Source organism: Stenotrophomonas sp. LST15-1-1.1, assembly GCF_040815575.1.
Lineage (GTDB): Bacteria > Pseudomonadota > Gammaproteobacteria > Xanthomonadales > Xanthomonadaceae > Stenotrophomonas > Stenotrophomonas lactitubi_B.
Window position 1 is genome coordinate 1,024,284 of the sequence record NZ_JBFPNJ010000001.1, and the last position, 19,453, is coordinate 1,043,736.

The following is a 19,453-nucleotide window of genomic DNA, read 5'->3' on the forward strand; positions in this document are numbered from 1 at the left end:
TGTAGCGAGACCATGAACCAGACCCTTCGTTTTCCTGCCGAATGGGAAGCCCAGAGCGGCGTCCTGATTGCCTGGCCCACCGCCGACACCGACTGGGCCGAGCGCCTGGGCCAGGTGGAAGAGACCTACATCGCCCTGGTTGCGGCGATCACCCGCTTCCAGCCGGTGCTGATCTGCGTGGCCGACGATGACGTGGAGACCTATGCCGAGATGCGGCTGCGCTCCAACCGCATCGACATGGACAAGGTCCACTTCACCACCGCCGCGTACGACGATACCTGGCTGCGTGATTCGGGCCCGATCACCCTGCGCCGCGCCGATGGCAGCTTCCAGCTGCTGGACTTCCGCTTCACCGGCTGGGGCGGCAAGTTCGATGCCACCCTCGATGACCAGCTGGTCGGCGTGCTCGACCAGGCCGGCGTATTCAACGACGCGGCGGTGCGCAGCATTCCGTTCGCACTGGAAGGCGGCGGCATCGAGACCGATGGCGAAGGCACCCTGCTGACCACCTGGAAGTGCCTGCACGAGCGCCATCCCGACCGTGACCGCGACAGTCTGAGCGCCGACCTGGCGAACTGGCTGCAGCAGGAGCGCGTGCTGTGGCTGGATCATGGCTACCTGGAAGGCGACGACACCGACGCCCATATCGACACCCTGGCCCGCTTCGCCTCGGCCGACAGCATCGTCTACCAGGCCTGCGACGACGAGAGTGACTCGCACTACGCCGAGCTGCAGGCGATGGGCGCCGAGCTGGCCGCGCTGCGCACGCGTGACGGCCAGCCGTACCGCCTGTTCCCGCTGCCGTGGGCAAAGCCGGTGATCGATGAGGGCCGCCGCCTGGCTGCGTCGTATGCCAATTACCTGATCGTCAACGGCGCGGTGCTGATGCCGGCCTATGGCGACCCGGCCGACGATCTGGCCCGTGATGTGCTGGCACAGGCGCACCCGGGCCGTGAGATCGTGCAGGTGCCCTGCCGCTCGCTGATCTGGCAGAACGGCAGCCTGCACTGCATCACCATGCAGTTGCCGGCCGGGCTGTTGAAGGCGTAATCCACGCGGTAGCGCCGGGCCATGCCCGGCGAGCGCAGCGGCATCTGGAAAATCCGCCGGGCATGGCCCGGCGCTACCGGTTGCGTGCACCATTCAGCAGCCAACACGCTGTCATGCCGCATCCGCGTTAACATGCGGGTTTTCCCCCGCAGGATCGCCCCGCATGAACTCGCGCAGCCCTCTTACCGTCGCCCTGATCCAGGAGCGCAACCACGGTGATGCCGCCGCCAACCTGGCGGTGATCGAAGCGCGTGTTGCCGACGCTGCGGCACAGGGCGCGAAGCTGGTGCTGCTGCAGGAACTGCACAACGGTCCCTACTTCTGCCAGCACGAATCGGTCGATGAATTCGACCTGGCCGAGCCGATCCCGGGCCCAAGCACCGAGCGCCTGGGCGCGCTGGCGAAGAAGCACGGCGTGGTGCTGGTCGGCTCGCTGTTCGAGCGCCGCGCTGCCGGCCTGTACCACAACACCGCCGTGGTCTTCGAAAAAGACGGCACGTTGCTGGGCAAGTACCGCAAGATGCACATTCCGGACGACCCGGGTTTCTACGAGAAGTTCTACTTCACTCCGGGCGACATCGGCTTCAAGCCGATCGACACCTCGGTCGGCCGCCTTGGCGTGCTGGTGTGCTGGGACCAGTGGTACCCGGAAGCGGCGCGCCTGATGGCGCTGGCCGGTGCGGAACTGCTGCTCTACCCCACCGCGATCGGCTGGGACCCGGATGACGTGCAGGACGAGAAGACGCGCCAGCGTGACGCCTGGGTGCTGAGCCACCGTGGCCATGCCGTGGCCAACGGCGTGCCGGTGCTCAGCTGCAACCGCGTGGGCCATGAAGCGTCGCCGCTGGGCGCCTCGGGCATCCAGTTCTGGGGCAACAGCCACGTGCTGGGTCCGCAGGGCGAGTTCCTGGCCGAGGCCGGCACCGACGCGACGATCCTGATGTGTGAGGTCGACCTGCAACGCAGCGAGCACGTGCGCCGCATCTGGCCGTTCCTGCGCGATCGTCGCATCGACGCCTACGGCGATCTGCTCAAGCGCTACATCGACTGACCCGGAGCCCGCGCATGGCCGTACTCATCCGTGATGCCGGCCCTGCCGACATTGCTGCGATCACCGCGATCTACGCGGTGGAAGTGACCGACTTCGTCAACACCTACGAGTACGACATTCCCGACCAGGCCGAGATGCTGCGCCGCATGCGCGACATCATCGACCGCGGCTTCCCCTACCTGGTGGCCGAGGTCGATGGCCAGGTTGCCGGCTACGCGTATGCCAACACCTACCGCACGCGCATCGCCTACCAGTGGACCGTTGAGAACTCGGTCTACGTCGATGCCCGTTTCCAGGGCCGTGGCGTCGGCACCAGCCTGCTGCAGGCACTGATCGATGCCTGCACCGCGCGCGGCCATCGACAGATGGTGGCGGTGATCGGCGAGCCGACCAACACCGCTTCCATCAAGCTGCACGAACGCTTCGGTTTCCAGCTGGTGGGCGTGTTCCGTGGCCTCGGCCGCAAGCACGGCCGCTGGCTGGACACCGTACAGATGCAGCGCGCGCTCGGCGATGGCGCCGATTCCGCTCCTTCCAATGAATGATTCCATGACCGAAACCCTTCCCGAAACCGGCGACGATCTGTTCGCCGGCCAGCCCGTACGCGTGGTCGAACGCGATGGCGTGCGCTACACCCTGCTGGGCACTGCCCACGTATCCCATGCCAGCGTCGAGGCAGTGGAAAAAGCCATCGACAGCGGCCGTTTCGATGCGGTGGCCGTCGAGCTGGACCCGCAGCGCCTGCAGGCACTGAGCGACCCGGACACGCTGGCCAAACTGGACCTGGTGGAAGTGATCCGCAAGGGCCGCGTCGCGTTGTTCGCGGCCAACCTCGCGCTGTCTGCCTACCAGCGTCGACTGGCCGAACAGCTCGGCATCGAACCGGGCGCGGAACTGAAGCGTGCCGTGGAACTGGCGCGCGAGCGCAATCTGCCGGTGCACCTGATCGACCGCGAAGTGGGCCTGACGTTCCGCCGCGCTTCGCAGCGACTGGGCTTCTTCGGCAAGCTGAAGCTGGTGGCCGGCCTCGGCGCCGGCCTGTTCTCGTCGGAGGACGTGGGCGAAGACGAGATCGAGAAGCTGAAGCAGGGTGACATGCTGGAATCGAGCTTCGGCGAATTCGCCAGCGAGAACCCGGCGTTGTACGAAACGATCATCGGCGAGCGCGACCGTTACATGGCGACGCGTCTGCGTGAAGCGCATGATCCGCAGCAGCGCGAAGTGCTGGCGGTGGTCGGTGCCGGTCACCTGGCCGGCCTGGCGCGTTACCTGGAAACCGACAACGAAGCGCCCGCGCCGTTGCGCGAGCAGCTGGAAGCGGTGCCGAAGAAGCGCAACATCCCGTGGTTCACCCTGGCGATCCTCGCCATCGTGGCCACCGGCATCGGTGTCGGCTTCTATCGGGGTGGACTGGGCGTGGGCACCGAGCTGCTGGCGACCTGGGCGATGTATACCGGCGGCCTGGCTGGCCTGGGCTGCCTGGTGGCCGGCAGCCATCCGCTGAGCATCCTCACCGCGATCGTGGTGGCGCCGTTCAAGCCGTTCCGCCTGAGCATCCCGACCGGCGCATTCGCGGCATTGGTGGAAGCGCGCCTGCGCAAGCCGACCTACGAGGATTTCCTCAAGCTGCGTGACGACGCACAGTCGTTGAAGGGCTGGTACCGCAACCGCGTCACCCGCGTGGTGCTGACCTTCATGCTGACCAACCTGGGCAGCATGCTGGGCCTGTGGCTGACCGCCGGCAAGGTGTGGAGCAAGGTGGCGAGCTGATGGTTGCGCCGGGCGTGGCCCAGCGCTACCGGTAGGTGCCAACCTTGGTTGGCACATCATTTCCGAACGAAATCGGCCACGCATTGCGTGGCCGTTTTTTTGTGCCGCGTTTCCGGTCAGTATGATCAAGGAAACTTGTCTGAGCCTGGGAGGGCCTGTATGGGAAAAGGCATCAAGATGGCTTCGGCCGTGGACGATCAGAGAAACCGGCATACGCTCGAATCACTGCAGAGTAGAGCTGACAATGGACAGAAAATCCCTACGCTTTTCTGTGATGGTGTTGGATGCTCTGCAGCCGTCCGTTTCGTCAAGCTCGGCCTTCGAAATGGGCCACCGGGAAAGGAACCCGTGGAGCGGGCTGCATACATTGGCCTCACATCGGCCAAGGATTCAGATCACGAGACAAGCTGCAGCTACAACGCAACTGGAAAGCTCAAGCTGATCATCGCCAGCCAATCTGATCCTGACTTCCTGTCAAGCCTAGACGAAGGAAAGCACGAGCTTCGCCTACAACTGCTACACAACGCACTTGGCAGCGCTGATCGATTCGTGAAGGCGATTCACCAGACCGGCTCGCAAACTCAAGATGAGCACATCAGAACTGACTACATCAGAACTGATAGAAAGCTCGATGGCTATCTGCGAACAACGATGGACATTCTCAAGCTGCGCGAACGCTGCGAGGAGGATGCCGAACTGAGCGGAACTCTGCTACTGCGCCTTGGTAGTCGCAAGATCACTTGGCGCCAGTTCTATTTTGAACAGAATCGTTACGAGGACGCTTGGGGAATGCTGCGCAAAGCCAAGCCATCGGCTCACCCGTTTGCGATAGCCGGCGTCGTGGATCGAATCGGCCTTCCCACCGCCGGTTCGAATCAACGAAATACGTTCCTCAATCTGATTGCGGAAAGGCACAGAGCTGGAGCTGACGGAATACAGCCAACGTATGGAGTGAGCATCGGCCACATCGACCGGGAATGGCTCCAGCAATATCCGCCGGGCACCCATGTCATTGCATTTGGCCTCTGGAGGGCATCAGGCCCCCAGCAGAATTCGGCAAAGCGTCTAGATCCCGACGCGCGCGTGAAGGGTTTCCTCAACCACGGAACAACGCTGTATCCAAAGTACAAATCACAGTTGATCAAGGTCGAAGAAACTTGAAAAAAGGGGGAGACCGCCCCACTACGACCGGTCTCCCCCCACCACAAACACGTTGTGTTGTGCATTACAGCCGGGCAGCGCCCGGCTCTACCCTCTCCAGGCCACGGGCGCGCTGGATCAGGCGCACCACCGCGTTGCGCAGGTCATCGAGCACCGCGTAGATGGTCGGCAGGAACAGCAGACTGACCACGGTCGAGAACGCCAGGCCACCGGCAATCGCACGCGCCATCGGTGAGTACTCCGGCCCGTTGCCGAACATCTGCGTATCGGTCAGCGAGATCGGCACCATCGCCAGGATCGCCGTGCCCATGGTCATCATGATCGGGCGCAGACGCTCGCGCGAGCCTTCGACCAGCGCCTGCGTACGCCCCATCCCGCCACGGCGCAGGTTGTTGATGTGCTCGATCATCACGATGCCGTTGTTCACCACCACGCCCATCAGCACCAGGATGCCGATGAAGGACATGATCCCGAACGAGGTGCCGGTGATCCAGAACAGCCAGAACACGCCGAAGATCGAGAACAGCACGCCGCTCATGATCGCCGCCGGGAACAGCAGCGATTCGAACACCGCGGCCATCACCACGTAGATCATCACCAGCGCGATCAGCAGGTTGAACACCATCTGCTGCATCGCCTCGTTGTCATCGCCGTAGTCACCACCGTCGAAGGTGAAGCCGTAGCCGGCCGGGAAGTTCATCGGCTTCAGCACCGCTTCCATGGCCTTGCGGCCGTCCGGCGCGGTGATCTTCTCGGCCAGGTTGGCCTTGATGGTCAGCGTGGTCTGGCGGTTGGTGCGGCCGATCTGGGTCGCCGATGAACCCACATCGACGCTGACCAGGCTCAGCAACGGCACGCTGCGGCCATCGCCGGTGCGCACGCTGAAGCCTGCGAGGTCTTCGGGGCTGCTCTGTTCGGCACCGGCAAAGCGCACCCACACCGGCACTTCGTTGTCACCGCGACGGAACTCGCGCATCGGCGCGCCACGCAGCGCCAGGCCGACGAAGCTGGCCACCTGCTCGGCGTTGAATCCGAACGCCGCTGCACGCTCGCGGTCGACGTGCACTTTCAGCTCGCCGCCCTTCTCGCCATTGTCGATGCGCACATCGCGCAGCTCGGCGCGCTGGGCCAGCAGCGGCAGCACTTCCTGGCCGATCTCCTGCAGCATCGCACTGGAGTCGCCAACCAGCTGCACCTGCACGCCCTGGTTGCCACCACCGCCGCCGCCATCACCCCCCTGGTTGCCGACGAAGTAGTCGGTGCGCGCGGACTTCGGCAGGCCCTTGCGCAGCTCCTCCTGCAGCGCCTTGATGTCCTTGGCGTACTTCTCGTCCAGGGTGACCACGGTCGAACTGCCTTCCTGCTCGCTGTACCAGGAGTAGACCTGCTGCACGTGCAGACGCTCGCGGTTCTCCTCGATCCAGCCTTCGACGCGGGCCACTTCCTCGGACATCTGCCGGTAGGTGTAGGCGCCCTTCCACATGTAGCCGATGAAGATGTCCTTGCCACCATCACCACCGAACATGTCGATCTTGGTCAGCTTCATCGGCACCAGGCTGACCAGCACCACCAGCAGGATGCCCAGCAGGCTCCAGCCACGATGGCGCAGTGACCAGTCCAGCAGCTGCGCGTATCGACGCTGCAGGCGCGCGATCACGCCGGTCTGCGAATGCACCAGCTTCGGCGTGGCCATGCGTGCGGACAGCATCGGGATCAGGCTGACCGCCACCAGCCACGAGGCCAGCAGCGAGACCGAGATGGTGATCGCGATCTGCGCCATGAAGATGCTGATGTTGTTGGTTTCGCCGAACAGGTTGGGCACGAACACGATGCAGTGGCACAAGGTGCCGGCGCTGAGCGCGATGGCAACGTTGCGGGTGCCGATGATCGAGGCCAGGCGTGGCTGGTCCGGCAGTCGCTCGCGTTCCTGGTAGATGCTTTCGACCACCACCACGGCGTTGTCGACCAGCATGCCCACGGCCAGCAGCAGGCCCATCATGGTCAGGATGTTGAGCGTGACGCCGGCGAAGTACATGAAACCGAGGGTAATGGTGAAGCAGATCGGAATGGCCAGGGTCACCATCAGCGTGGACGGCCAGTGGCGCAGGAAGAAGAACAGCACCGTCACCGACAGGATCAGGCCGACGCCGCCGGCCTCGGCCAGCTCCAGCAGGGACGAGGTCACCGCCTTGCCCTGGTTGTCGATCACCTTGATCTGCACGTCGCGCATCGAGTCCTGCGCGCGGATCGCTTCAACCTCGGCAAGCGCGCCGCGTGAGACGTCCACCAGGTTGGCGCTGCGTTCCTTGTAGATGTCCAGGCCGACGGCAGGATTGCCATCCAGGCGGCGGCCGTAGCTCATCCGCGCCGGCTTCAGCCGCACATCGGCAATGTCACCCAGGCGCAGTCCCTTGGCATTGATGACCAGGTCGCGCATTTCCTGCAGGTCGGTGATCTCACCCACCGGCTGCACGCGCACGCGCTGGCCGTTGTCGTCGATCTGCCCGGCCGAGATCGAGAAGTTCAACGTGCGCAGGCGATCACTCAGCTCGTTGATGCTCAGGCCGTGGGCGTTCAGGCGGTTAGGATCGATCGCGATCTCCACCTCGTTCGGCGGCGCGCCGGTGATCTCGACCCGGGCCACGCCCGGAATCCGTTCGATACGCCGCTTGAACTCGCGGTCGAGCATGTCGTAGGCGGTGGTCAGGTCGGTGGTACTGGCCAAGCGCACCTTCAGCACCGGTTGGTCGCTGCTGGACCACTTGAACACGTTGTAACGCTGCACGTCGTCGGGAAGATCGCTGCGGATCGCATCGATGCGTTCGCGCGCGTCGGAAGCGGCGATGGCGATATCACGATCCCAGTCGCTGAACTCGATGAAGATCGACGCGGCTTCCGAGGTTGCCGACGAGCGCATGCGCTTGATGCCGGTCATCGTCGCCAGCGACTCTTCCACCGGCCGGATGATGGTCCGCTCGACTTCCTCCGGGGTGGAGCCGGTGTACGGAATCTGCACGAACAGGAACGGTGCCGAGATGTCCGGCAGCGCCTCCAGCGGCAGCCGGAACGAGGCGATCAGCCCGACCACCACCAGCGACACGAAACACATGATGGTGGTGACCGGCCGACGGATGGAGAACTCGGCGATGCTCATGCCGGTTCCTCCGCACCCGCTGCACTGCCCGCGGCGCCGTGCAGGCCCTCACCGGCATGCTTGCGGCCACGTTCGCGGTAATAGGCATCACCGCGGCGGTCCATCAGGTCGTACACCACCGGGATCACCAGCAGGGTCAGCAGGGTCGACACCAGCAGGCCGCCGATCACGGTGATCGCCATCGGTGCGCGCACCTCGGCGCCCTCGCCCATCGCCACCGCCAGCGGCAGGAAGCCGAACAGCGTGCACAGGGTGGTCATGATGATCGGCCGCAGGCGCGAGCGCGCACCTTCCACCAGTGCCTCGTGCTTGGCCACGCCAGCCTCGCGCAGCTGGTTGACCTTGTCGATCAGGATGATCGCGTTCTTGGTGACCAGACCGACCAGCAGGATCAGGCCGATGAACACCACCACCGAGATCGGCTTGCCGGTCAGCATCAACGCCAGGATCGCGCCCACCAGCGCCAGCGGGATGGTGAACAGAATCACGAACGGATGCAGCAGCGATTCGAACTGCGACGCCATCACCAGGTAGACCAGGAAGATCGCCAGGCCGAAGGCGAAGATCAGCGACTTCGCTGCCTGTGCCAGTTCCTCACCCTGGCCACCGATGTGCAGGCCCACGCCGGCGCCCAGCGGCTGTTCGGACACCATCTGCTGCACTTCGCGCATGGCCGCGCCAAGGTCGATGTCGCGCAGGTTGGCCGAGACCACGGCAACCCGGGTCTGGTCGGCACGATGGATTTCGCTAGGTCCGGTGGTGGCGACCACGTCAGCCACTGCGTCCAAGGTGACCGGACGGGTGCTGCCCGGATTGACGATCAAGCGTCGGATGCTCTCCACGCTGGCACGATCGGTTTCCTGCGCGCGCACCAGCACGTCGATCTTGCGGTCACGGAAGCTGTAGCGGGTGGCAACATCGCCGCGCACCTTCTTCACCACCACGTCGGCGATCTGCCGCGTGGTCAGGCCCAGCGCACCGGCACGCTCCTGGTCGAAGCGGATCTGGATTTCCGGGAAGCCCTCTTCCACGGTGGATTTGACGTCGGCGTAGTGCGCGTTGCCGCGCAGCAGCGCCGCCAGGCGCTGGCCCGCCACTTCCAGGGTCGCCATGTCCTGGCCGCGCAGTTCGATCTCCAGCGGCGTGGAGAAGCTGAACAATGCCGGCCGCGCGAAGTCCACCTGCGCACCCGGGTGCTGGCCCATGGTGTCGCGCAGGCGCTCGGTGATCTCCGCTTCGGTCTGCGGGTTGCCACCACCTTCCATCACGATGGTCAGCTTGCCGATGTTCTCGCCACTCTCGGTCGGGCTGGCATCCAGGCGGGTACCGCTGCCGCTGACGCCGTACAGCGATGCCACGCCTTCACCCTTGCCGTGCGCCAACTGCAGCTCGCGCACCAGTGCATCGGTCTGCTTCAGCGGCGTGCCGGCCGGCAGCTTCACCGTCATTTCGAAGCGGTCCTGCGCCAGCTGCGGGATCAGGTCGGCGCCGAGCATCGGCACCAGTGCCATGGTACCGACGAACGCCAGCGCCGCCAGGCCCAGCACCTTGCCGGGGTGGGCCAACGCACCCGGCAGCAGCCGCAGGTAGCCACGCTCGGCACCGGCGTACGGCTTCATGGCGATGTCGCTGGCCTTGCGCATCACCGGGCCGACCACTGCAGCCACGCCGCGGCAGAGTCGCACCACCAGCCACGCCAGCGCGTAGAAGCTCCAGCGCATCGTTGCCATCACACCACGACGGCCGAGCGCGACCGGCTTCTGCCAGCGGCTCTGCGGCTGCCACGGCTCGGCCGCAGCTTCTTCCGGGAATGCCAGCGGCGGCCGGCCCTTCAGCGAGCTCAGCATCGGAATCAGGGTCATCGACACCAGCAGCGAGATCGCGATGGCGATGGCCACGGTCAGCGCCTGGTCGCGGAACAGCTGGCCGGCGATGCCGTCGACGAACACCAGCGGCAGGAACACCGCGATGGTGGTCAGGGTCGAGGCGACCACGGCCATGCTCACTTCGCGGGTACCGGCGATGGCGGCCTGCAGGATGCCGAGGCCGCGTTCGCGCGCCTTGGCGATGCTTTCCAGCACCACGATCGAGTCATCCACCACCAGGCCCGTGGCCAGTGCCAGGCCGCCCAGCGACATCACGTTCAAGCTCAGGCCGAGCTGGCCCATGAAGAAGAACGTGGCGATGATCGAAACCGGCAACGACAGGCTGATCACGAACGTGCTCCAGCCATCGCGCAGGAACAGGAAGATGATCAGGATCGCCAGCAGGCCACCGATCACTGCGTCCTTCTTGACGTCGGCGATGGCATGCTCGATGAAGCGCGACTGGTCTTCGATGGTGGTCAGTTCGGCGTCGGCCGGGAAGGTTGCCTTGATCTGCTCAAGGCGCTTGCGCAGCGCCTCGGCGGTGGCAACCGTATTGGCATCGCCTTCCTTGTAGATCGCCAGTTCGACCGATTCCTTGCCGCCCAGGCGGATGACCGCTTCGCGTTCCTTGTAGCCCTGGCGCACGGTGGCCACATCTTTCAGGCGCACCGGCACACCGTTGGCGACCACGCTGGAGGCGCCGCCGGACGACGCACTCTGGGCGGCCGACGCAGCAGCAACCGCCGCAGCCGAGCCTGTCGAGGCCGCGATGTTGAACATCTGCTGCAGCGCCGAGTCGGCCGCGCTGCCGTTGGATGCCTGGGTGGTGACCAGCAGGTTGCGGATCTCTTCCAGGTCGGCGAACTGGTTGACGGTACGCACCAGGAAGCGCTGCGAGCCCTCCTCCAGGCGGCCGCCGGAAATGTTGATGTTCTCTTCCTTCAACCGCTTGATGACGGTGTCGATCGGCAGGTTGAGCTGGGCCAGTTTCTGCTGGTCGATGTCGACCTGGATCTCATCCTCCAGGCCACCGCCGACCTTGACCGCGGCCACGCCGGTGACCGGCTCCAGCTTCTTCTTCAGGTCTTCATCGGCATAGCGACGCAGCCCGGTCAGTTCACGGATCGCTTCCTCGTCGGTCGCGGGCGCGGCCTTGGTCGACAGCACCAGGCGCATGATCGGCTCGGTGGAGGGATTGAAGCGCAGCAGCACCGGCGCTTTGGCTTCCAGTGGCAGGTTCAACGCCTCCATCTTGTCGCGCACTTCCAGGCTGGCCTGGTCCATGTTGGTGCCCCAGGCAAACTCGAGCACCACATCGCTCTGGCCGGTACGCGAGACCGACTTCAGCTTGCGCAGGTTCTTGACCACGCCCACGGCTTCTTCAACCGGCTGGGTGATCAGGGTTTCGATTTCAGTCGGCGCCGCACCGGTGTACTCGGTGCGCACGGTCAGCGTCGGATAGCTCAGGTCCGGCAGCAGGTTGACCTTGAGGTTGCCCAGCGCGATCAGGCCGAACAGCAGCAGGGTGACCGTGCACATGGCGATGGTGACGCGACGGCGGGTGGCGAACTCCACCAGGCCGCCACGCATGCCTGCGGCGGCGCCGTCGCTTCCTGGCGAGGCACCGGGGTCGTGGCCGGGCGCGGTCATTGCGTGCTCCCGGCCTTCTCTGCGGGCTTGGCCGAGGTGGCTACCGTCTTCGCCTTGGCCTTCGGATCGGCGATCACCTGCACTGCGGTGCCATCGCGCAGGGCGACCTTGCCGGCGGTGACGATCTGGTCGCCAGCGGCCAGGCCCTCACGGATCTCCACCCACGGCCCTTCGGCATAGCCAAGCTTGACCGACACCCGCGCGACCTTGCCCTCGCGCACCCGGAACACCGCCGGTTCACCATCGTCCAGCAGTGCCAGGCGCGGCACCACCAGCGCATCGGCACGCTGGTCGTAGTCGATGCGGATGCGGCCGAACATGCCCGGCTGCAGCGACTGCGCGGCGCCATCGAATGCACTGACCACACGGAAGGTGCCACTGCCCGAATCGACCACCGGCGCGATGCGGTCGACGACACCGGTGAAGGTCTGGCCCGGCAGCGCATCGGCCGACAACGTGACCGGCTGGCCTGCACGCAACGTTGCCAGCTCACGCTCGGGCACGTTGAGGGTGGCTTCCAGCCGCGAGTTGTCGACGATGCGGAAGATCGGCGTGTTGATCTGCACGAAGTTGCCGGTCTTGATCGAGCGCGAGGCGATCACGCCGGAGATCGGTGCGACCACGGTGGTGTAGGACAGTTCCAGCGTGGCCAGGCGGTACTGGGCACGCACGTTTTCCAGGTCGTAACGCAGCTGGTCGACATCGGCAGCACTGACCATCTGCTGGCCGACCAGCTTCTGGGCGCGCTGGTAGTTGTTCTCCAGCTTGCGCATCTGCGCTTCGCTCTGGGCCACGGCCAGGCGCGCGCGGTCAGGATCCAGCCGCACCAGCGGCTGTCCGGCGCTCACCCGCTGCCCTTCCTCGACCAGCACCGCCAGCGCAACGCCCGAGGTCTTGGCAACCACCTGCGATTCGGCGCGTGGCTCCAGTGCCGCGGTACCGGTGTAGCTGGCAGCCACCGCGCGATGGCTGGCCACGGCCACTTCCACCGGCACCGCCTCGACCTTCTTCTCGTCCTTGGTCTCGGCCGCCTTGGCCTCGTTGTTGGGCCCAGCGGCGCAACCGCTCAGCAGCAGGGAGGTGGAGAGCAGCAGCGCGGCAGCGCAGAGTCCGCTGCGGGGGCCGGGCAGGAAGGTTCGGTGCGACATCGTCAGATCCCTGGAGGATGCGTGGGCAGGTGTGGTAGCAAAGTAATGCACCACTTCACGGCAACACCATATCCCAAAGGTCATGGTGTCTTCACGCCGCCGGTCGGGCCGACCCCATTTCAGCTAGATGAAACCTGAGGCTATACTCGGGTCGTTCCGTACCCCACGCCGGAACGACCAGACCCGAATCCCCGGAAAAGACACCATGCGCCCGCAGCCGCTCGCCGCTTGTCTCGCTCTGGCCGTCCTCCTGCCCCTCGGGGCCGCCGCACAGCCCGCTCCTGCTTCTGCTCCTGCAGCACCCGCCCCGGCACCGGCTACGGCCCCTGTGCCGGCGGCCGCCACGCCCACCGGCAGTTTCGACAATGGCCGTGTACTGGCCTATACCTGCCAGGGGTGCCACGGCATCACCGGTTACAAGAACGCCTACCCCAGTTACCGGGTACCGAAGATCGGTGGCCAGACCCAGCAGTACCTGACCCAGGCCCTGACCGAGTACCGCCAGGGCAAGCGCCGGCATCCCACGATGCAGGCACAGTCGATGAGTTTCAGCGAACAGGAGATCGCCGATCTCGCTGTTTACCTGTCCACCGTCAAGTAAGGCCCGCCCATGTCGAAAGCCGCGCATCCACTGCGTCACGCCATCGCCCTGTCCGTCGCCCTGCTGCTGGCGGCCTGCTCGCAGTCACAGGTCGAAAACAGCGAGAAATCCGCCGGCGATCCCGGCCATGCCAGCGGCGAGCACGGATCGTCTTCATCCGCGGGCCTGCCTGCCGGGCGTGAAGCCGCCGGTGAGGCCCGCGCCAAGGTCAAGAGCAAGGCCACCAGCCAGAGCTGCATCGATTGCCACGGCGCCGACGGCAATGCGCCGATCGATCCGACCTACCCGAAGCTGGGTGGGCAATATGGCGACTACCTGGCGCATGCGCTGCAGGCCTACCGCGCCGGTGACCGCCAGCATGCGTTGATGACACCGCAGGCGAAGGACCTGAGCGATCAGGACATCGCAGATCTGGCGGCTTACTTTGGCAGCCGCACGAGCCAGTTGCGGGATCTGCACGGGGTTAAATGACCGCGCTGCGCGGATCGTGACTGCTGCTGCAATCTGATGCGTTCATGGGCGTTACTTTTCTTTGCGCGCAAAGAAAAGTAACCAAAAGAAACGCTCCGCCATCCGCGAGCCGGTGCTACGCACCGGTGCCCTGCGCTCCTCGGTCCGCCGAGGGACGGCGCGGGAACTCGCTGCGCTCAGACACCCGCACCTCTTCGCCCTCGCCGGACCTGCGGTGCTCGGCTCGCTACAAGGCGGAATCAGATCAGAAGCCACAGCCGCCCGCCAAGGCGAGACGGCCGTGGTGGCCGCTCAGCCTTCCAGCTCTTCCCAGCGTGCGTACGCGGCATCCAGTTCGGCCTGCACCTTGGCCAGCTGCTGGGTGTGCGCGGTCACTTCGGCGCTGCTGCGCGTGTAGAACGACGGATCGTTCATTGCCGAGGTAAGGCCTTCGACATCGCCCTCCAGCTTTTCGATGGTCTTCGGCAGCTGTTCCAGCTCGCGCGCTTCCTTGTACGGGAGCTTGCGCTTGGGGGTTGCCGGTTCAGCCGCCGCTGCCGGGGCAGCAACCACCGGCTTGGCCGCGGCAGCCACCGCAGGCGCTGCGGCCACGCTGGCCGCGTAACGCTGCCAGTCGCTGTAGCCGCCCACGTACTCACCGATCACGCCGTCGCCTTCCATCACCAGGGTGGACGTCACCACGTTGTCGATGAAGTCACGATCATGGCTGACCAGCAGCAACGTGCCGTTGTATTCGCCCAGCAGCTCTTCCAGCAGCTCCAGGGTTTCCACGTCCAGGTCGTTGGTTGGTTCGTCCATCACCAGCAGGTTGGACGGCTGCGCGAACAGCTTGGCCAGCAGCAGGCGGTTGCGCTCGCCACCGGACAGGCGGGTGATCGGCGCGCGCGCGCGCTCGGGGGTGAACATGAAGTCCTGCAGGTAGGCGTGCACGTGCTTGCGCTTGCCGTTGAACTCGAGGAAATCGCGGCCTTCGGCCACGTTCTCGATCGCGCTCCAGTCTTCGCGCAGCACCGCACGGTACTGGTCGAAGTACGCGACCTGCAGGTTGGTGCCGGCGTTGACCTCACCCTTCTGCGGCTGCAGCTCGCCCAGCAGCAGCTTCAACAGCGTGGTCTTGCCACTGCCATTGGGGCCGATCAGGCCGATGCGATCGCCGCGCAAAATGGTGGTGGAGAAATCGCGGACCATCGTGCGATCGCCGAAGGCGAACGAGATGTCCTTGATGTCGATGACCTTCTTGCCCGAGCTCACGCCCTGGGCCGCTTCCATCTTGACGTTGCCACTGAGGTCGCGGCGTGCGGAACGCTCGTTGCGCATCGCCTTCAGGCGGCGCACGCGGCCTTCGTCACGGGTGCGGCGAGCCTTGATGCCCTGGCGGATCCACACTTCTTCCTGCGCCAGCAGCTTGTCGAACCGTGCGTTTTCCTGCGCCTGCGCATTGAGGCGTTCTTCGCGACGGCGCTCGTAGTTGGCCCAGTCGCCCGGCCAGCTGGTGACCTGGCCGCGATCGATCTCGACGATGCGGGTGGCCAGCGCGCGCAGGAAGCGGCGGTCATGGGTGACGAACACCACGCTGCCGTTCCAGTTCTTGAGGAACATTTCGAGCCAGTCGATGGCTTCAATGTCCAGGTGGTTGGTCGGTTCGTCCAGCAACAGCAGGTCGGGGCTGGAGACCAGCGCACGGCCGAGCAGCACGCGGCGCTTCATGCCGCCGGACAGGCGCGCGAACTCCGCGTCGCCATCGAGGTCGAGCTTGGTCAGGGTTTCGCTGACGCGCTGGTCCAGGCCCCAGCCGTTGGCGGCGTCGATCTTGGCCTGCACGTTGCCCAGCGCTTCGCCATCGAATACTTCGGCGTGGCTGAGGTGATGGAATTCGGCGAGCCATTGGCCCAGTTCGCCCAGGCCATCGGCGACGACGTCGAACACGCTGCCGGCGGCACCGTGCGGCACCTCCTGCTCAAGGCGGGTCACGCGCACGCCCTGCTGCACGCGCACTTCGCCGTCATCGGGCTTGTGGTCGCCGGACAGCAGCTTGAGCAGGGTCGATTTGCCGGCGCCGTTGCGTCCGATCAGGGCGATACGCTCGCCCGGTTCGATCGACAGTTCGGCTTTTTCCAGCAACAGCGGGCCGCCGACGCTGAAGTCGACGTTTTGCAGAGTAATCAGAGGCATCCGACCATTGTAGCGGGTTGCGGGCGTCGGCCGGGTCGCACCCGGCACCCGCAGAGGCAACGGCCGCAGCCAAAGCAACGTCAAAAGCTGGCTTCCTGTGGGATGGCAGGGTGGGTCCGGTTGCGGGGGACGCCGTAAACCCGTCCTTGGGGGCTTGGCCGCGGCATCCATGCCGCGGACACCCCCGCAACCGGACCCACCCCGCCTTCGACAGATTTCCGCTGCTGTTGGTGGGTGCCGACCGTTGGTCGGCACGGGGTCGGATCCCGTTGCTGCGCAACGGGCTCTGACCCCTTCGTGGAATTCGCGTCTGGGGAAAATGAATCCCTGCTACTGCACGTCCCCCAACAGCGCCTGCAAACCCGGCAACCATCGCTTGCCGGGGTGGCGTACCAGCCACAGCGTGCGCTGCAGGGCGGGCAGCGGGGTCTCCAGAATGCGCAGGCGGCCCAGCGCCAGAGGCTCTTCCAGCGCGTGGCGGGACAGGCAGGCCAGGCCAAGGCCGGCGATGGCGGCCTGCTTGATGGCTTCGGTATTGCCCAGCTGCAGCGTCTGCGCGAAGCCGCGCAGGTGCGGCAGCAACGCCTGTTCGACGGCCTCGCGGGTGCCTGAGCCGGGTTCGCGCAGCAGCCAGCGGGCACTGCGCAGTTCATCCAGCGACCAACGCGGGGGCGCACCCGCCGCCGCCACGATCACCAGCGGGTCCTGCTGCCAGGCAGTCACCCGCAGGCCGCGTTCGTGGCAGGGGCCTTCAATCAATCCTGCATCCACGTCCAACCGTTGAACGGCCGCCACCACGCCTGCGCTGTTGTCGATGCGCAGATCGACCTCGGCCTGCGGCGCCTGCCGCAGCAGTTCGGCAATACGCGGCGGCAGCAGGTAGTTGCCGATGGTGGTGCTGGCCGCCAGTACCAGCCGCAGCGGTGCGCCTTGGGCCGGGTCACCGCCCGCCGCCAACTGCCGCTCCAGATCGGCGGCATTGACCAGCAGTGCGCGTGCAGGTTCCAACAACGCCCGGCCGTGGCCGTTCAATGCCAGACGGCGGCCGATACGGTCGAACAGCGGCGTGCCGAAATGCGCCTCCAGCTCCTGCAACGCGGCGCTGCTGGCCGATTGTGAGAGGGCGATGGCCTGGCCGGCGGCCGTGGTGCTGCCGTGATCGGCGATGGCGACGAAGACCTGCAGCTGGCGAAGTGTCAGGCGCACAATCAACCTGCGATATAGGTAATTTTCACCGATATTATTCGTTTTACAGGTCAATGTGCGGAGCGCACGCTGGCATGGCCTCTCCAGACCCCTCCACTGCCATGAACGCCTCCGCCCTCTCCTCCTGGTCCCTGCCCGCCCTGCGCCAGCGCTGGCAGCCGCGACTGCCCGGCCTGCTGCTGGTCGGCCTGGTCGCGGCCGCTTCACTATATCTGGCCGAGCTGCCGTGGCTGCAGGCGCACGGCCTGAGCGCGCTGACCGTGGCGATCGTCGCTGGCATCGTGGTCGGCAACACGTTCTACCCGCGGTTGGCACCTGCCAGCGCGGCGGGCGTCGGCTTCTCCAAGCATTGGCTGCTGCGCGCCGGCATCGTGCTGTACGGCCTGCGGCTGACATTCCAGGACATCGGCCACGTCGGCGTGGCCGGCGTGCTGATGGACGTGCTGGTGGTGGCGAGCACCTTCGGCCTTGCCTGCTGGTTGGGCGTGCGGGTGTTCAAGATGGAGCGCGAGGCGGCCATGCTGATCGGCGCTGGCAGTGCCATCTGCGGCGCGGCCGCCGTCATGGCCGCCGAACCGGTGGTACGCGGGCGTGCCGCGCAGGTGACAGTGGCGGTATCGACGGTGGTGGTGTTCGGCACGTTGGCGATGTTCCTGTATCCCGCGCTGTACGCGCTGGTGCAGTCACATGGCTGGCTGGCGATGGACGCGCAGCAGTACGGCCTGTTCACCGGCGCGACCGTGCACGAGGTCGCGCAGGTGGTCGCCGCCGGACGCGCGGTGAGCGAGCCGGCCGCCGATACCGCGGTCATCACCAAGATGGTGCGGGTGATGCTGCTGGCCCCGTTCCTGATCGCGCTGTCGCTGTGGCTGGCGCGTGGCGGCAAGGCAACAGCGGACGGCGGCAAGGCCAAGATCGTGGTGCCGTGGTTCGCGTTCGGTTTCGTGGCAGTCGCTGGCCTCAATTCGCTGCACCTGCTGCCGGCGGGTGTGCAGGCAGGACTGGTGCGGCTGGATACGGTGCTGCTGGCGATGGCGATGGCCGCACTGGGCCTGACCACCCACGTCTCCGCGCTGCGCCAGGCCGGGCTGAGGCCGCTGCTGCTGGCGCTGATCCTGTTCGGCTGGCTGCTGTTCGGCGGCCTGGCGATCCATCAGGGCGTGCTGGCGGTGCTGGGCTGAGCGACCCTCCCAGCTTGCCGGGACCATGCGCAGGTCGTACAAGAACGTCCCCTGCGCTGCACTGGATGGACGCCATGAGCATCAATGACTTTCCAAACTTCCGCTACCACCCGGACCCGGTTGCGACGGGCAACGTGGGGCCGTCCACCATTGCATGCAGGGTCTGCCAGCAGGCGCGTGGATACGTGTACCTGCACGATGCCATCCACGCAGGGCGCGAAGACTATTCGGAGCAGATCTGCCCTTGGTGCATTGCCGATGGCCGTGCAGCGTCGGCGCTGGATATCGCATTTGCGTGGAGCCTGGACATCGACGAAAGCGTGCCCGAAACCGCTTTGGAAGAGCTGTCCCGGCGCACGCCAGGTTATGTCAGTTTTCAAGGGGAAAAATGGCTGGCACATTGCAATGATGTCTGCCGCTTCCTGGGCGACGCCACCATGGAACAGGTGAGTCAGGCCTCGGCAGCGACCATCGCGGCATGGTGCACGACCAATGACGCCGACGAAGCGGTTTGGCTGGAGCTCGCCAGCGACTACGCGCCCGGTGCAGATATCGGCTTCTACACGTTCGAGTGCCTGCACTGCGGCCTGATCCAGTTCCATGTTGACGCGGCCTGAGTCTCCTCCTGCTCCTGTCCAACGTGGATCGTTAGACTTGAGGCATGCCCGTATCTCCCACCCTGCTGCCGATCCCGTTGCGCCTGCTGGATGATCGCTATGGGCCGGGCAATGTCGATGAAGCCGAAGACACGCTGATCGGGATCGTGCAAGCGGTGATGGGCGAGCAGGCGACCTGTTCGTTCGACTTCGATACACAGCACGCCAACCCGTGGTTCCACCAGCTGCTGCTGGAGCCCAGGGCTGCGGGAAAAGCGGCCACCCCGGAGCAGTTGCAGGCGATGGCTGATCGGCTGGTGGCCCTCGGACTGGCCTGAGGGGACGCTCGGCCAAGGTGCCGACCAAGGTCGGCC

15 protein-coding genes are annotated in these 19,453 nt (G+C 65.6%); 10 read left to right on the forward strand and 5 right to left on the reverse strand.

The annotated features are described in order from the left end of the window. Window positions 1–12: 12 nt before the first annotated feature. The 5 genes from MRBLST15_RS04675 (at window position 13) to MRBLST15_RS04695 (ending at window position 5,032) form a co-directional block, all read left to right on the forward strand. Entirely contained in the window at window positions 13–1,050 is a 1,038-nt protein-coding gene (locus MRBLST15_RS04675; protein WP_367785367.1) for an agmatine deiminase family protein, read from the forward strand. 163 nt (window positions 1,051–1,213) lie between these two features. Beyond that, on the forward strand, window positions 1,214–2,101 hold the full coding sequence (locus MRBLST15_RS04680) for a carbon-nitrogen hydrolase (protein ID WP_025875046.1): 888 nt from the start codon (window positions 1,214–1,216) through the stop codon (window positions 2,099–2,101). A 14-nt stretch (window positions 2,102–2,115) separates the two neighbouring features. Next, window positions 2,116–2,646: a GNAT family N-acetyltransferase gene (locus MRBLST15_RS04685; protein WP_099821257.1), complete on the forward strand. Its 531-nt coding sequence runs from the start codon at window positions 2,116–2,118 to the stop codon at window positions 2,644–2,646. Window positions 2,647–2,650: 4 nt separating this feature from the next. Beyond that, window positions 2,651–3,871: a TraB/GumN family protein gene (locus MRBLST15_RS04690; RefSeq protein ID WP_414716142.1), complete on the forward strand. Its 1,221-nt coding sequence runs from the start codon at window positions 2,651–2,653 to the stop codon at window positions 3,869–3,871. Between the two features lie 159 nt (window positions 3,872–4,030). After that, a complete protein-coding gene (locus tag MRBLST15_RS04695) occupies window positions 4,031–5,032 on the forward strand; it encodes a hypothetical protein (protein WP_312704993.1) in 1,002 nt (333 codons plus the stop codon). 64 nt (window positions 5,033–5,096) lie between these two features. On the opposite strand, the gene MRBLST15_RS04700 is transcribed toward MRBLST15_RS04695, so the two are convergent. Genes MRBLST15_RS04700 through MRBLST15_RS04710 form a run of 3 tightly spaced genes read right to left on the reverse strand, consistent with a single transcriptional unit; the run spans window position 5,097 to window position 12,852 of the window. Next, on the reverse strand, window positions 5,097–8,186 hold the full coding sequence (locus MRBLST15_RS04700; protein WP_265952386.1) for an efflux RND transporter permease subunit: 3,090 nt from the start codon (window positions 8,184–8,186) through the stop codon (window positions 5,097–5,099). Beyond that, on the reverse strand, window positions 8,183–11,704 hold the full coding sequence (locus MRBLST15_RS04705) for an efflux RND transporter permease subunit (RefSeq protein WP_414716141.1): 3,522 nt from the start codon (window positions 11,702–11,704) through the stop codon (window positions 8,183–8,185). Before MRBLST15_RS04705 ends, MRBLST15_RS04700 begins: the two co-directional genes overlap by 4 nt. Beyond that, window positions 11,701–12,852, reverse strand: a complete 1,152-nt coding sequence (locus MRBLST15_RS04710) for an efflux RND transporter periplasmic adaptor subunit (RefSeq protein ID WP_367785369.1) — start codon at window positions 12,850–12,852, stop codon at window positions 11,701–11,703. The genes MRBLST15_RS04705 and MRBLST15_RS04710 overlap by 4 nt, the downstream gene beginning before the upstream one ends. Before the next feature lie 205 nt (window positions 12,853–13,057). On the opposite strand from MRBLST15_RS04710, the gene MRBLST15_RS04715 reads away from it, so the two are divergent. Continuing rightward, the gene (locus MRBLST15_RS04715; protein ID WP_089240512.1) at window positions 13,058–13,453 is read left to right on the forward strand and encodes a c-type cytochrome; all 396 of its coding nucleotides are present in this window, start codon (window positions 13,058–13,060) and stop codon (window positions 13,451–13,453) included. A gap of 9 nt (window positions 13,454–13,462) precedes the next feature. Beyond that, window positions 13,463–13,924, forward strand: coding sequence for a c-type cytochrome (locus tag MRBLST15_RS04720; RefSeq protein ID WP_099821251.1), 462 nt, complete (start codon window positions 13,463–13,465; stop codon window positions 13,922–13,924). Between the two features lie 291 nt (window positions 13,925–14,215). On the opposite strand, the gene MRBLST15_RS04725 is transcribed toward MRBLST15_RS04720, so the two are convergent. Next, window positions 14,216–16,096 (reverse strand): ATP-binding cassette domain-containing protein, encoded by a 1,881-nt coding sequence (locus MRBLST15_RS04725; RefSeq protein ID WP_265952388.1) that lies wholly within the window; start codon window positions 16,094–16,096, stop codon window positions 14,216–14,218. A 330-nt stretch (window positions 16,097–16,426) separates the two neighbouring features. After that, window positions 16,427–17,302, reverse strand: coding sequence for a LysR family transcriptional regulator (locus tag MRBLST15_RS04730; RefSeq protein WP_312705825.1), 876 nt, complete (start codon window positions 17,300–17,302; stop codon window positions 16,427–16,429). 101 nt (window positions 17,303–17,403) lie between these two features. Between MRBLST15_RS04730 and MRBLST15_RS04735 the strand changes: the two genes are divergently transcribed. From MRBLST15_RS04735 to MRBLST15_RS04745, 3 genes are all read left to right on the forward strand, one after another. Beyond that, the gene (locus tag MRBLST15_RS04735) at window positions 17,404–18,483 is read left to right on the forward strand and encodes a YeiH family protein (RefSeq protein WP_367785370.1); all 1,080 of its coding nucleotides are present in this window, start codon (window positions 17,404–17,406) and stop codon (window positions 18,481–18,483) included. A 74-nt stretch (window positions 18,484–18,557) separates the two neighbouring features. Next, window positions 18,558–19,100, forward strand: a complete 543-nt coding sequence (locus MRBLST15_RS04740) for a CbrC family protein (protein ID WP_367785371.1) — start codon at window positions 18,558–18,560, stop codon at window positions 19,098–19,100. Between the two features lie 44 nt (window positions 19,101–19,144). Beyond that, a complete protein-coding gene (locus MRBLST15_RS04745; RefSeq protein WP_367785372.1) occupies window positions 19,145–19,417 on the forward strand; it encodes a hypothetical protein in 273 nt (90 codons plus the stop codon). Window positions 19,418–19,453 lie beyond the last annotated feature (36 nt).